Origin of the sequence: Streptomyces sp. NPDC059398 (genome assembly GCF_042751845.1) — a bacterium.
Lineage (GTDB): Bacteria > Actinomycetota > Actinomycetes > Streptomycetales > Streptomycetaceae > Streptomyces.
Map to the genome: position 1 here is coordinate 1 of NZ_JBHYWP010000137.1, position 13,943 is coordinate 13,943.

The following is a 13,943-nucleotide window of genomic DNA, read 5'->3' on the forward strand; positions in this document are numbered from 1 at the left end:
GTGCTGCGGGGCCCTCGGGTCCCGCAGCACCGGGCGGCCGTCGTACGTGTCCGCTCCGGCGTGCTCAGACGGCCGGCACGCAGCGGCCGTCCTCGGTGCGGTAGTTCCAGCGGGCACCATCGCGCACCAGTTCCTTCACCGCGTTCACGAAGCGCTCCACGTGCTCGTCGGGCGTACCGGCGCCGAAGCTCACCCGTACCGCGTTGAGCGAGCGCTCCCCCGGCTCGCCCTCCGGGGCCCCGCACTCCCCCTGGTCCTGCGGGTCGCTGCCGAGCAGGGTCCGTACGAGCGGGTGGGCGCAGAAGAGACCGTCACGGACCCCGATGCCGTACTCGGCGGAGAGCGCGGCGGCGAAGTGCGAGCTGTTCCAGCCCTCCACCACGAACGAGATGACACCGACCCGCGGGGCGTCGTCGCCGAAGAGCGAGAGCACCTTGACCGCCTCCACTTCGCCGAGCCCTTCGAGGACCTTGGCGACCAGCGTCTGCTCGCGCTCCACCAGCGACGGGAAGCCCGCTTCGGTGAGCGCCCGGCAGGCGGAGGCGATGGAGTGGACGCCGATGACATTGGGCGATCCGGCCTCGTGGCGGGCGGCCGTGGTGTGCCACTCGACATCGACACCGCCGTCGGCGCGCCGGGCCACACTGCGGGAGGCGCCGCCGCCCGCGAGGTACGGCTCGGCCGCGAGCAGCCAGTCGGAGCGGCCGGCGAGGACCCCGGAGCCGAACGGGGCGTACAGCTTGTGGCCGGAGAAGGCGACCCAGTCGACGTCGAGCTCCGCGATGTCCACGGGGTGGTGCGGTGCGAGCTGCGCCGCGTCCAGCACGATACGGGCGCCGTGGGCGTGGGCGGCGGCGGCCAGCTCCCTTACCGGCCACAGCTCACCGGTGACGTTGGACGCGCCCGTGACGCAGACCAGGGCGGGCGCCTGCGGTGCCGTACGGGCGGCCAGCGCGCGGTCCAGGGTCTCGACGGCCTGCTGCGGGGTGCGCGGGGCGTTGAGGTAGGTCACCTCGGCGTCGCGCCAGGGCAGCAGCGAGGCGTGGTGCTCGGTCTCGAAGACGAAGACCTCGCAGCCCTCGGGGATCACCGCGGCGAGCAGATTCAGCGAGTCGGTGGTCGAACGGGTGAAGACGACCTGGTCGTCCTCGCGGCAGCCGAGGAACTCGGCGACGGTCGTCCGGCTGTTCTCGAAGAGGTCCGTGGAGAGCTGCGAGAGATACCCGGCGCCGCGGTGCACGCTGCCGTAGTACGGGGCGTACGCCGCCACGTCGTCCCAGACACGCTGGAGGGCCGGGGCGCTCGCCGCGTAGTCCAGCGCCGCGTAGCTGACCTCACCGCCGGTGACGAGCGGGACCAGGACGTCCCTGCCGAGCACCGGGAGGTTCTCGGAGGAATCCTGACAAACCGAAGGGTTGACGGCAGCGCTGGGGACAGACATGACGAACTCCCGGAAAAGGGCAGGCGAATGCACTGTGCGTGCCACACGCAACAGTGCGGAGAAAGGGTGCGGAGAAGGGGCCTACTGCCCTATCGCATTCGCTGAACCACGGAAGAACTCCCTCGACGACCAGGATCCCTGTCGAGGGATCCGCGCTTGCCGAGGACTTCGCTGCCCACGGCCTGGTCTTCACCCAGGGCACCCCGCCACGGACGGAGGGTTGCCGGACAGCGGGCTGGGGCCGTAGTCGCTGTCACTCATGACCTGGAGAGAATCCTGCCATACGTCGCCGGACGCGCCAAGGCGCAGTCCACAGCATGAGACCGCCGGCCGGCCGGATGCTGTGCGACCGCGCCCCGGTTGCCCGTACGGGGTCAGGCGTTGCTGGCGACGACCCAGCGCTCAAGGGCGCGGGCCGCCGCTCCCGAGTCGACGGACTCGGCGGCCCGCGCGATGCCATCGGCGATCCGCTCGTTGAGCGATCCGGGCCCCGGGTCCAGCGCGACCAGCGCCGCCGCCGAGTTGAGCAGGACGGCGTCCCGTACCGGACCGGCCTCACCGGCCAGCAGCCTGCGCGCCACATCCGCGTTGTACGACGAGTCGCCGCCGCGCAGCGCCTCCACCGGGACCAGACCGATGCCCACCTCGCGCGGGTCGAACGCCTCCTCGCGCACCGCGCCGTCCGCCACGGTCCAGACCCTGGACGTGGCGGTGGTGGTCAGCTCGTCGAGACCGTCGTCCCCGCGGAAGACCAGCGCCGACGAACCGCGCTCGGCCAGCACGCCCGCGACGATGGGCGCCATCCGGGCGTCGGAGACACCGGTCGCCTGCGCCCTGACCTTCGCCGGGTTGGTGAGCGGCCCGAGGAAGTTGAAGGTGGTGCGGATGCCCAACTCCTTGCGGGCCGCGGCCACATAGCGCAGTGCGGGGTGGAACTTCACCGCGAAGCAGTAGGTGATGCCCGCCTCAGCCGCGACCTCGACCACCCGCTCCGGGGTCAGCTGGAGATTGACGCCCAGCTTCTCCAGGACGTCGGATGCCCCGCTCTGGGACGAGGCCGCCCGGTTGCCGTGCTTGACGACCTTGGCGCCGGTGCCCGCCACGACGATGGAGGACATGGTCGAGATGTTCACGGTGTTGGCGCCGTCACCGCCGGTGCCGACGATGTCCACACTGGGACCCGGCACGTCGATGAGCCTGGCGTGCGCGTACATCGCCCGGACCAGACCGCTGATCTCCGCGACCGTCTCGCCCTTGGCGCGCAGCGCGACCGCGAACCCGGCGATCTGCGCGTCCGTCGCCTCGCCGCTCATGATGCGGTCCATCGCCCAGGCGGTGGCGTCCGCGCTCTGGTCGACGCCGCGGAGCAGGGAGTCGAGGACACCCGGCCAGGAGGGTGCCGCCACGCTGTCGCCGCCGACCGGGGTCACAACGCTCATGGTCCACTCCTGGGGTCCACCGTCGAACAGGGGTAAGGCCTGGGGCCTGTCGTCAGAGTGCCGTCGTTGCCCGAAGGGCGGCCGCGCGGCGTCTGGTGCGTGCGATCGCAAGGCGCCGGAATGTTCTCGTAGCGGAGCTACTAGGGCATTCCGGCAACGCCGCGAGCGTGCGTGCCAGGCGTCGCGCGGCAGGCGGCACTTTGACGACAGGCCCCAGCTTATCCAGCTCCGGGGAGCGCGAAGAGCCCCGTCCATCGAATGGACGGGGCTCCCGCTGTGGCGACTTCTCAGTCGGTCAGGTGATCAGTGGTGACCGTGGCCGCTGGTGATCTCCTTGTACTCGTCGGCGGTGGGCTTCTCGATCTGGCTGTGCTCGCCGTAGTAGCCCTTGCTGAGCTTGGCGCGGACACGGGTCAGACGGGAGACCTTGCGCGCGACACCGTTCTCGTCGACCTCGGGGCCGATTTCGAGCGGCTGGTACTGCTCGTGCGCGGTCAGGGTGTGCAGCTGCGCGGGGGCGAGCGGCTCGTGGACCTCGATGAACTCACCGTGCGGCAGGCGCTTGATGACACCGGACTCGCGCCCGTGCAGCACCTTCTCGCGGTCACGGCGCTGCAGGCCGAGGCACCAGCGCTTGGTGACGATGAACGCGATGACCGGTCCGACGAACATCCCGATCCGGACGAACCAGGTGATCGCGTTGATCGACAGATCGAAGTGCGTGGCCCAGAGGTCGTTGCCGCCGCCGACGAGCAGGATCAGGTAGAGCGTGATCCAGGCGACGCCGAGACCCGTACGCGTCGGGGCGTTGCGCGGGCGGTCCAGGATGTGGTGCTCGCGCTTGTCCCCGGTGATCCAGGACTCGATGAACGGGTAGACGCCGATACCGACCAGGACCAGCGGGAAGACCACGATCGGGATGAACACACCCAGGACGAGGGTGTGACCCCAGGCGTTGATCTCCCAGCCCGGCATGATGCGGACGAGACCTTCGGAGAATCCCATGTACCAGTCGGGCTGGGCGCCGGTCGACACCTGGTCCGGGCGGTACGGGCCGATCTCCCAGATCGGGTTGATCGAGGCGATCGCCGCCATGGCCGCGATGACACCGAAGACCAGGAAGAAGAAGCCTCCGGCCTTGGCCATGTAGACCGGCAGCAGCGGCATGCCGACGACGTTCTTGTTGGTCTTGCCGGGACCCGCGAACTGCGTGTGCTTGTGATAGAAGACCAGGATCAGGTGGCCGACCAGCAGACCGAGCATGATGCCCGGCAGCAGCAGGACGTGGACCGAGTAGAACCGGGAGACGAAGTCGCCGCCGGGGAACTCACCGCCGTACAGGAACATCGACAGGTACGAGCCGACGATCGGGATGGAGAGCATGACGCCCTCCATGAACCGCACACCCGTACCGGAGAGCAGGTCGTCCGGGAGGGAGTAGCCGGTGAAGCCGGTGAACATCCCGAGCACCAGCAGCAGGAAGCCGAAGAGCCAGTTGATCTCGCGCGGCTTGCGGAAGGCGCCCGTGAAGAACACGCGCATCATGTGCACCAGCATGCCGGCCAGGAAGACCAGGGCCGCCCAGTGGTGGATCTGCCGGATGAGCAGACCGCCGCGGACCTCCAGGCTGATGTTCACCGTCGAGGCGTACGCCTCGGACATGTGGATGCCCTGGAGCGGCACGTACGGGCCGTCGTAGACGACCTCGTTCATGCTCGGGTGGAAGAACAGCGTCAGATAGACACCCGTGAGGATGATGATGATGAAGCTGTAGAGGCAGATCTCCCCGAGCATGAAGGACCAGTGGTCCGGGAAGATCTTGCGCATGTTGGTCTTGGCCAGGCCGTAGATGCCGAGCCGGCCATCCGCCCAGTCGGCCACCCGCTCGCCGGCGGGCGCCTTGCGCTGTGTATCCGTCACGGTGCTCATCCGCGCTCCCAGAAGGCAGGACCGACGGGCTCTGCGAAGTCGCCGAGCGCTTCGAGGTTACCCTCGCCGTTCACACCGATCCGCAGCTGCGGAAGCGGGTGGCCGGCCGGGCCGAAGATGACGCGGGCGCCGTCGGACAGGTCGAAGGTGGACTGGTGGCACGGGCAGAGCACGTGGTGCGTCTGCTGCTCGTACAGGCTGATCGGGCAGCCGACGTGGGTGCAGATCTTGGAGAACGCGACGATGCCGTCGTGGGCCCACTCGCGTTCCTTCTTGTCCTTGATGTTGTCCGGCTGGATACGGACGATCATCAGGGCGGCCTTGGCGATCTGCGTCTGGAAGTCCTCGTCGGACTCCGAGAGGCCCTGCGGCATCGCGAACGTCAGCGAACCGACGGCCACGTCCTCGGGACGCAGCGGCTGGTTGGTGTTCATGTTGATGAGCACCTTGCCGCGCGCCCACAGCGTCTTGCGGAGCTTCTTCTCCGGCAGCGGACCCAGGTCGCGCAGGAGCATCACACCGGCGAGCGGCACCATGGCCATGGCGCCGAACAGCGTGGTGCGGATCAGCTTGCGGCGGCCGAAGCCGGACTCGGCGGCACCTGCCGCGAAGTCGGCCAGGACCTGCGCCTTGACCTCGGCCGGGGCCTCGATCGGGTGGCGGTCGGCCGGCATCTCGACGTCCGACATCAGCGTGCGGGCCCAGTGGACCGCGCCGGCGCCGATCGTGAAGAGCGCCACGCCCAGGGTCAGCCCCAGGGCGAAGTTGAGCGCGCTCACGTGCCCGAACGGGAAGACGAAAATGATCTTGTCGACGGGGAAGATCACATAGGACGCGATGAACCCGATCGTCGCCAGCATCGACAGCGTGAACAGGAAGGCGACCACGCGCTCGGAACGCTTGGCGGCCCGCTCGTCGATGTCCTGGATACGCGGCTTGTGGGCCGGCAGTCCCGGGTCCGCGAACGGGTCGTCCGCGGTCTTCACCGCACCGTGGGCGGTCTCCTGCTCGCTCGGCAGGTTCTCTTCGGAATTCTCTTGGCTACTCATGACTTCTTGGCCTTAGCGGTGTGGGCCGCGACCCAGATGGCAACTGCGATCAGCGCACCGAGTCCGAAGATCCAGCCGAACAGACCCTCACTGACCGGACCGAGGCCGCCCAGCTTGAGGCCGCCCTCGCTGGCGGAGTTGTCGCCGTTGACGGTCTTGATGTACGCGATGATGTTCTGCTTCTGCTTCTCCGGCATCGTGGTGTCGGGGAAGTTCGGCATCGACTGCGGGCCGGTCTGCATGGCCTCGTAGATGTGCTTGGGGCTCACGCCTTCGAGGCTCGGGGCGAACTTGCCGTGCGTCAGAGCACCACCCTCGCCGGTGAAGTTGTGGCACTGGGCGCAGTTGGTACGGAAGAGGTCGCCACCGGCTGCGGTGTCGGCACCCTTGTCGCTGTACTGCTTCGAGGTCGGCGCGATGGGTCCGGCACCGAGGGACGCCACGTACGCGGCGAGCTGGTCGATCTGCCCCTGCGAGTAGATGACCTTCTTCTTCGGCACCTGCGCGCCGGGCTGCTGGGCGGGCATCCGGCCGGTGCCGACCTGGAAGTCCACGGCGGCTGAGCCGACGCCGACCAGGCTGGGACCGTCGGACGATCCCTGGCCGCCCATTCCGTGGCAGCTTGCGCAGCCCACGGAGAACAGCTTCTTGCCCTCGCTGATGGCGAGGGACTGGGAGGTGTCGTCGGCCTGCGCCTTGCCCGCGGGAGCGAACGCGGCGTACAGCCCCCCGGTGGCCGCCAGCGCGAGGAGTAGGACGACGACCGCCGCCAACGGGTGGCGTCGTCGTGCGGAGAGCTTTTTCACGGATTACCCCGGTGTCAGGATCTTCTGCGTCGGTGCTTGCTGGATGAGTGGGGCGTCGGGCCCGATTACTTGATCAGGTAGATCGTCGCGAAGAGGCCGATCCACACGACATCGACGAAGTGCCAGTAATAGGACACGACGATGGCTGCGGTGGCCTGCTGGTGCGTGAATCTCTTGGCCGCGTATGTCCTGCCGAGTACGAACAGGAAGGCGATCAGGCCGCCTGTCACATGCAAGCCGTGGAAGCCGGTGGTCAGGTAGAACACCGAGCCGTACGGGTCGGAGGAGAGCGAAAGCCCGTCCTCCTTCACCAGGCTGGTGTACTCGAAGATCTGGCCTCCGATGAAGATCGCACCCATCACGAACGTGATCGAGAACCACGAGCGCAACTTCTTCACGTCGCCGCGCTCGGCGGCGAAGACGCCGAGCTGGCACGTGAGAGAGGAGAGCACAAGGATCGTGGTGTTCGTCGCCGAGAAAGGAACGTTCAGCGAGGACGCCATATCCTTCCAGTGCTCGGGACCCGTCACCGATCGCAGGGTGAAGTACATCGCGAAGAGGGCCGCGAAGAACATCAGCTCGGAACTCAACCAGATGATGGTTCCGACGCTGGTGAGGTTCGGCCGATTGACCGACGGGTGCGCGTGCCCGGTTTCTACTGTCGTTGCTGTCGCCACGACCGACATTATGTCGGTCGCTTATCCCGCCCTCACCCTGGGGGGTGCCGTTCGGTGTGTCAGCGGCTCGTGTCCAGCCCGAACGGCCCATCACGAGGCAGGCCATAACGGTGTTGACGGGGTGTCGGACGGAGTAGCATCCGCGCCAGGGTCCCGCCCCCACGGGCCCCTGCGGGCCCTCCGGGGGTCCCGCCGCCCCGAGGACACAGCCGTCACAGCCGTCACGGAGGAACAATGCAGCCGAGCGCCACGGTCCTGGTCTACAGCGACGACGCGAACACCCGGGAGCAGGTACGGCTCGCGGCGGGCCGCAGGCCGGCCTCGGACGTGCCGCCGGTGCAGTACCTGGAGTGCGCGACGCTCGACGCGGTCCTCGGCGCCCTGGACAGGGGCGGGGTCGACGTCTGCGTACTGGACGGCGAGTCGGTCCCCGCCGGGGGCATGGGTGTGTGCCGGCAGATCAAGGACGAGGTCTTCCACTGCCCGCCCGTGCTGCTGCTGATCGGCCGCCCGCAGGATGCCTGGCTGGCCACCTGGAGCCGTGCGGACGCCGCGGTGACCCTGCCGGTGGAGCCGGTGGAGTTCGCGGACGCACTGGCCGCCCTGGTGCGCGACCGGCTCTCGGCCGGCGCCGTCTCCGCGGGGTCCTGACCGGGGACCCGGCTCCTCCCCCGCGGAGACGGCGGCGCCGTCGGGCGGGTCAGAGCGCGGCGGGCCTCAGCCGGGCCGTCTGCGCGGGTGTCCCGGTGTTCTGCTTGCCGTTCGTCAGGGCGCTGCCCTTGGCCCACTTGGCCCAGGACACGTTCCAGTCGCCGTAGCCGTTGTCGAACGGCGTCATCATGTTGCCGTCGCTGCCGACGACCTTGACTATGTCGCCCTGGCGCACGTGGTTGAAGAACCACTCGGCGTTGCCGGTGCTCATACCGGTGCAGCCGTGGCTGGTGTTGGCGGAGCCCTGCGACCCCTCGGACCAGGGTGCGGCGTGCACGTACTCACCGCTGAGTGTGACCTGTGTCGCGTAGTAGACCGGCAGGTCGTACGAGTCGGAGCTGCCGGCGGCTATCCCGATGCTGGAGCTGGTCATACGGACGAAGTACGTCTTGCCCAGCACGACCTTGACGCCGTTGCGGGTCTCGAAGCCCGGCTTGCCGGTGGTCACCGGGATGGTGTTGATCACCTGGCCGTCGCGCTTGACCGTCATCTCGTGGGCGGAGGCGTCGGTTATCGCCTCCAGTCGGTCCCCGGTCTTCAGCTTGAGCGGCTTGGCCGCGCCGCCGTAGAGCTTGTCGCTCACCTTTATGCCGTTGAGGTTGCTGTGCACGTTGATGACGGCGTGCGCGGGCCAGTACTCCTTCGGGCGGTAGTGCAGCGTCTTGCTGTTCACCCAGTACCAGGCGCCTTCGACGGAGGGCACCGAGTCGACCTTCAGGGCGCGTTCGACCTGGGCCCTGGCGGCCTTGTCCTTGACGGGCGCGCTGAGCTGGGCGGTGACGGGCTGGCCGACTCCGTACTCGCCCGCCTTGGGGCCGAAGGTGACGTTCAGCCGGTGGGATGCGGGGGCGGTGTCGAAGGACATCGACCGGTTGCCGGGGGCGCCGTCGTCGTCCTCGGTGGCGACCCTGACCGTGTAGTGCGCCCCTGCGGCCAGCGGAGCGGTGCTGTGCCATCTGGTGCCGTCGGCGGAGAGTTCGCCCGCCAGCTGGCGTCCTGTGCTGTCGGTGGCCGTCACATCGGTGATGCGGCCGTCGTCATCCTTGGAGGTGACTTCGAGGGGCTTGTCGGGGTCGGCCTTGCCGTTGTTCTTGGGGCCGTTGAAGGAGATCGAACCGGCCGCGTCGAACGGCGAGGCGGAGAGTGGGTTGCTGCCGGAACTGCCGCACGCGGTCGCCGCGGCCCCAAGGGACACGACCAGCAGCGTGCAGCTCAGGACCGTACGGATTCGAGGTGCATGGCTCATATGCACACGTTAAGAAGATCACCTGGTAACGGCACGCCGGATGACTGCAAATGAGGAGGCCCGGACACCTGATCGGCGTCCGGGCCTCCCCGTTCGGTCCAGCTGTGGGGGCGTGGCCCCTACTGGTTCTGGTTCTCTCCGCGGTAGAACTCGAAGACCCAGCCCCAGAGGCCGACCACGACGAGCGGTGCCGAGAAGTACAGCAGCCACCAGCCCATGGCGATGGCCAGGAAGGCGAGCGCGCCGCCGACGGCCAGCGAGATCGGCTGCCAGCTGTGCGGGGCGAAGAAGCCCACCTCACCGGCGTCGTCCGCGACGTCGGCCTCCTTGTTGTCCATCGCGCCGGCGTCGATCCGCCTGGCCGTGAAGGCCAGGTAGAAGCCGATCATGATGCTCAGCCCGAAGGCCATGAAGAGGGCCGTCGTTCCGGCTGCCTCCTTCGACCACACGCCGTAGACGACCGCCACGGCGAGGATGAAGACGGCCAGCCAGATGAACATCTTGCCTTGGACCTTCACTTGCCCGCCTCCTTGCCGCCGGACAGGACCTTCTCACCGGAGCCGTGGTTCTCGAGCTGGTCGAGCGCCGCGATCTCCGGGTGGTGCAGGTCGAACGCCGGGGATTCGGAACGGATCCTCGGGAGGGTCGTGAAGTTGTGCCGCGGCGGCGGGCACGACGTCGCCCATTCGAGCGAACGGCCGTAGCCCCACGGGTCGTCGACCTCGATCTTCTTGCCGTACTTGGCGGTCTTCCAGACGTTGTAGAAGAACGGCAGGATCGACAGGCCCAGCAGGAAGGAGCTGATGGTCGAGATGGTGTTCAGCGTGGTGAAGCCGTCGGCGGCGAGGTAGTCCGCGTAACGGCGCGGCATGCCCTCGACACCCAGCCAGTGCTGCACCAGGAACGTGCCGTGGAAGCCCACGAACAGCGTCCAGAAGGTGATCTTGCCGAGCCGCTCGTCCAGCATCTTGCCCGTGAACTTCGGCCACCAGAAGTGGAATCCGGAGAACATCGCGAAGACCACGGTGCCGAAGATGACGTAGTGGAAGTGCGCGACGACGAAGTACGAGTCGGAGACGTGGAAGTCCATCGGGGGCGAGGCCAGGATGACGCCGGTCAGACCACCGAAGGTGAAGGTGATCAGGAAGCCGACGGCCCAGAGCATCGGTGTCTCGAAGGACAGCGACCCCTTCCACATCGTGCCGATCCAGTTGAAGAACTTCACACCGGTCGGCACCGCGATCAGGAAGGTCATGAAGGAGAAGAACGGCAGGAGCACACCGCCCGTGACGTACATGTGGTGCGCCCACACCGTCACGGAGAGACCGGCGATGGAAATCGTCGCCGCGACCAGGCCGATGTATCCGAACATCGGCTTTCTGGAGAACACTGGAATCACTTCGGAAATAATTCCGAAGAATGGCAGCGCGATGATGTACACCTCTGGATGGCCGAAGAACCAGAAGAGGTGTTGCCATAGGAGCGCGCCGCCATTTGACGCATCGAATACATGGGCGCCGAACTTGCGGTCCGCCTCCAGCGCGAAGAGTGCGGCGGCGAGGACCGGGAAGGCCAGCAGGACCAGTACACCGGTCAGCAGGACGTTCCACACGAAGATCGGCATACGGAACATCGTCATGCCGGGGGCGCGCATGCAGATGATCGTGGTGATGAAGTTGACCGAGCCGAGGATCGTGCCGAAGCCCGAGAAGGCCAGACCCATGATCCACATGTCGGCGCCGACACCCGGCGACCGGACGGCGTCCGACAGCGGGGAGTAGGCGAACCAGCCGAAGTCGGCCGCGCCCTGCGGGGTGATGAAGCCACCGACCGCGATGAGCGAGCCGAAGAGGTACAGCCAGTACGCGAACATGTTCAGCCGCGGGAACGCCACATCGGGCGCCCCGATCTGCAGCGGCATGATCCAGTTCGCGAATCCGGCGAAGAGCGGCGTCGCGAACATCAGCAGCATGATCGTGCCGTGCATCGTGAACGCCTGGTTGAACTGCTCGTTCGACACGATCTGCGTACCCGGACGGGCCAGCTCGGCGCGCATGACGAGCGCCAGCACACCGCCGATGCAGAAGAAGGCGAACGATGTGACCAGATACATCGTGCCGATCGTCTTGTGGTCAGTGGTGGTCATCCACTTGATGACGATGTTTCCCGGCTCTTTGCGCCGTACCGGCAGCTCGCTCTCGTAGGAGTCGTCTGCTGCGGCGGCACCCTGAGGTTCGTTGAGGATGCTCACAGGTTGTTCGTCTCCGCGTTCTTGGCGTGGCCAGTCTGCGCGATCCCGGCGGGGATGTAGCCGTTCTGGTGCTTGGCCGCCAGGTCCTTGAGGTGCTGCTTGTAGCGCTCCGGGGAGACGACCTTCACGTTGAAGAGCATCCGGGAGTGGTCTACGCCGCACAGCTCAGCGCACTTGCCCAGGAAGGTGCCCTCCTGGTTGGGGGTCACCTCGAAGGAGTTGGTGTGGCCCGGGACAACGTCCATCTTCATGAGGAACGGCACCACCCAGAAGTCGTGGATGACGTCGCGCGAAGTGAGAACGAAGCGGACCTTCTCGCCCTTGGGCAGCCAGAGGGTCGGCCCCGGGTTGCCGGTCTGCGGGTTCCGGGAGGCCGGCGTGCCGACGTCGTAGACGCCTTCGGCTCCCTTGGGGAACTGCTTGGTGAAGCGGTCCGGGATATCGGACAGCTCTGTGGTCTTCGCCGCGTTGCCCGTGGAGGGGTTGCCGTCCACGTCCTCCACGTAGTTGAAGCCCCAGCTCCACTGGAAGCCGACCACGTTGATCGTGTGGGCGGGCTTCGCCGAGAGGCTGAGGAGCTTCGACTCATCGCGTGCGGTGAAGTAGAAGAGCACCGAGACGATGATGAGAGGGACCACGGTGTACAACGCCTCGATCGGCATGTTGTACCGGGTCTGAGCAGGTACCTCCACCTTGGTCCGGCTACGCCGGTGGAAGATGACACTCCAGATGATCAGCCCCCACACCAGCACGCCCGTGGCGAGCGCTGCCGCCCACGAGCCCTGCCAGAGGGAGAGGATCCGAGGTGCCTCTTCCGTTACCGGGGTGGGCATACCAAGGCGGGGGAAATCCTTGTACGAGCAACCGGTGGCGGTCACAAGGATCAGGCCCGCAGTCAGCACCTGCGGCAGCTTCCGCCGCATCGGGCGCCGCGACGAGCGGTCGGAGCCGTTGGGACTCACGTAGCGCCTTCCCGAGAGTCTCGCCCGCGCGGCCGGTTGCGGCCGCATCGAGGCCGGTCGCCGGTCCTGCTCGGGCAGGGGTTTGGATGTTTATGCGGACCAAACCCTACTGGAGGCCATTTGGGGCCGCGCGGGGAGGGTGCCCAACGCGCCGTCGGACACCCCGAAGGGGTGGAATCCCGGCTTCCGGCAGGGATCTGACGCTCCCTCCCCCGACCGGGCGGGCCGGGCCCCCGGCGACCGGCGGCTAGCGTGGCGCCGTGTCCTACTTCGATACCGCGTCCTCCGCACCCCTGCACCCCGTCGCACGTCAGGCCCTGCAAGCCTCCCTCGACGAGGGCTGGGCCGATCCGGCCCGGCTGTACCGGGAGGGCCGGCGGGCGCGGCTGCTGCTCGACGCGGCCCGGGAGGCGGCGGCGGAGGCGGTCGGGTGCCGCCCGGACGAGCTCGTATTCACCTCTTCGGGCACTCGGGCGGTCCACTCCGGAATTGCCGGAGCACTTTCCGGCCGTCGGCGTGTCGGCGGTCACCTGGTGGTGTCGGCGGTCGAACACTCTTCGGTGCTCCATTCGGCGGCGGCCCACGAGGCGGCGGGCGGTTCGGTGACCGAGGTGGCGGTCGGGCGGACCGGCGCCGTGGATCCCGGGGTGTACGCGGCGGCGCTGACCCCGGGGACCGCGCTGGCCTGTCTGCAGTCCGCCAACCACGAGACCGGCACCGAGCAGCCGGTCGCCGAGGTCGCCGGCGCGTGCCGGGCCGCCGGGGTACCGCTCCTGGTGGACGCGGCCCAGTCGCTGGGCTGGGGGCCGGTCGCCGGTGACTGGTCGCTGCTTGCCGCCAGCGCCCACAAGTGGGGCGGGCCGGCCGGGGTGGGGCTGCTCGCCGTACGGAAGGGTGTGAGGTTCGTCCCCCAAGGACCGGCGGACGAGCGGGAGTCCGGGCGCGCCGCCGGGTTCCAGAACGTACCGGCGATCGTGGCCGCCGCGGCATCGCTGCGGGCGGTGCGGGCCGGGGCCGCCGCCGAGTCGGTACGGCTGCGCGCGCTGGTGGACCGGATCAGGGCCTCGGTGGGCGAACGGGTGACGGATGTCGAGGTGGTGGGCGATCCGGGGCGGCGGCTGCCGCATCTCGTGACGTTCTCCTGTCTCTATGTCGATGGGGAGACTCTGCTGCACGAGCTGGATTTGGCCGGTTTCTCCGTGTCGTCCGGTTCGTCCTGCACCAGCAGCACGCTGACGCCCAGTCATGTGCTGCGGGCGATGGGGGTGCTCTCGGAGGGGAATGTGCGCGTCTCGCTGCCGCTCGGGGTGACGGAGGCGGAGGTCGACCGGTTTCTGGACGTGCTGCCGGGGGTGGTGCGTGCGGTACGCGAGCGGCTGGGCGCCGGGGCCGGGCCGGTGACGGGCGGGGCTCGCCGGGCGGGGGCGGAGGT

12 protein-coding genes and 1 riboswitch are annotated in these 13,943 nt (G+C 68.1%); of the genes, 2 read left to right on the forward strand and 10 right to left on the reverse strand.

All coding sequences use genetic code 11. The annotated features are described in order from the left end of the window. Nucleotides 1-64: 64 nt before the first annotated feature. The 6 genes from ACFXBC_RS32500 to ACFXBC_RS32525 all read right to left on the reverse strand — a co-directional run bounded on the left by ACFXBC_RS32500 (nucleotide 65) and on the right by ACFXBC_RS32525 (nucleotide 7,350). Complete coding sequence (locus tag ACFXBC_RS32500) at nucleotides 65-1,441, reverse strand: aminotransferase class V-fold PLP-dependent enzyme (RefSeq protein ID WP_385032785.1); 1,377 nt, start codon at nucleotides 1,439-1,441, stop codon at nucleotides 65-67. A 147-nt stretch (nucleotides 1,442-1,588) separates the two neighbouring features. Further along, nucleotides 1,589-1,706, reverse strand: a riboswitch (SAM riboswitch). 109 nt (nucleotides 1,707-1,815) lie between these two features. After that, nucleotides 1,816-2,880, reverse strand: coding sequence for an anthranilate phosphoribosyltransferase (gene trpD, locus ACFXBC_RS32505; protein ID WP_385032788.1), 1,065 nt, complete (start codon nucleotides 2,878-2,880; stop codon nucleotides 1,816-1,818). Nucleotides 2,881-3,183: 303 nt separating this feature from the next. Continuing rightward, on the reverse strand, nucleotides 3,184-4,809 hold the full coding sequence (locus ACFXBC_RS32510; RefSeq protein WP_385032791.1) for a cytochrome bc complex cytochrome b subunit: 1,626 nt from the start codon (nucleotides 4,807-4,809) through the stop codon (nucleotides 3,184-3,186). After that, nucleotides 4,806-5,858 (reverse strand): Rieske 2Fe-2S domain-containing protein, encoded by a 1,053-nt coding sequence (locus tag ACFXBC_RS32515; RefSeq protein WP_385032794.1) that lies wholly within the window; start codon nucleotides 5,856-5,858, stop codon nucleotides 4,806-4,808. Before ACFXBC_RS32515 ends, ACFXBC_RS32510 begins: the two co-directional genes overlap by 4 nt. Next, the gene (locus ACFXBC_RS32520) at nucleotides 5,855-6,664 is read right to left on the reverse strand and encodes a c-type cytochrome (RefSeq protein ID WP_385032797.1); all 810 of its coding nucleotides are present in this window, start codon (nucleotides 6,662-6,664) and stop codon (nucleotides 5,855-5,857) included. The genes ACFXBC_RS32515 and ACFXBC_RS32520 overlap by 4 nt, the downstream gene beginning before the upstream one ends. 65 nt (nucleotides 6,665-6,729) lie before the next feature. Next, nucleotides 6,730-7,350: a heme-copper oxidase subunit III gene (locus ACFXBC_RS32525; protein WP_164264241.1), complete on the reverse strand. Its 621-nt coding sequence runs from the start codon at nucleotides 7,348-7,350 to the stop codon at nucleotides 6,730-6,732. 225 nt (nucleotides 7,351-7,575) lie between these two features. On the opposite strand from ACFXBC_RS32525, the gene ACFXBC_RS32530 reads away from it, so the two are divergent. Then, on the forward strand, nucleotides 7,576-7,992 hold the full coding sequence (locus tag ACFXBC_RS32530; RefSeq protein ID WP_385032801.1) for a hypothetical protein: 417 nt from the start codon (nucleotides 7,576-7,578) through the stop codon (nucleotides 7,990-7,992). A gap of 49 nt (nucleotides 7,993-8,041) precedes the next feature. Here ACFXBC_RS32530 and ACFXBC_RS32535 read toward each other — a convergent pair whose 3' ends face one another. The 4 genes from ACFXBC_RS32535 to coxB form a co-directional block, all read right to left on the reverse strand. Then, complete coding sequence (locus ACFXBC_RS32535) at nucleotides 8,042-9,298, reverse strand: Ig-like domain-containing protein (protein ID WP_385032805.1); 1,257 nt, start codon at nucleotides 9,296-9,298, stop codon at nucleotides 8,042-8,044. A 119-nt stretch (nucleotides 9,299-9,417) separates the two neighbouring features. Next, complete coding sequence (locus tag ACFXBC_RS32540; protein WP_266857821.1) at nucleotides 9,418-9,816, reverse strand: cytochrome c oxidase subunit 4; 399 nt, start codon at nucleotides 9,814-9,816, stop codon at nucleotides 9,418-9,420. Next, nucleotides 9,813-11,549: a cytochrome c oxidase subunit I gene (gene ctaD / locus ACFXBC_RS32545; RefSeq protein ID WP_385032809.1), complete on the reverse strand. Its 1,737-nt coding sequence runs from the start codon at nucleotides 11,547-11,549 to the stop codon at nucleotides 9,813-9,815. The genes ACFXBC_RS32540 and ctaD overlap by 4 nt, the downstream gene beginning before the upstream one ends. Further along, nucleotides 11,546-12,511 carry a cytochrome c oxidase subunit II gene (gene coxB, locus ACFXBC_RS32550; protein ID WP_385032812.1) on the reverse strand — a complete coding sequence of 322 codons (966 nt, stop codon included), beginning with the start codon at nucleotides 12,509-12,511 and terminating at the stop codon, nucleotides 11,546-11,548. The genes ctaD and coxB overlap by 4 nt, the downstream gene beginning before the upstream one ends. Before the next feature lie 260 nt (nucleotides 12,512-12,771). On the opposite strand from coxB, the gene ACFXBC_RS32555 reads away from it, so the two are divergent. Then, the coding region (locus ACFXBC_RS32555; protein ID WP_385032815.1) for a cysteine desulfurase family protein at nucleotides 12,772-13,943 on the forward strand (1,172 nt) is incomplete at its 3' end.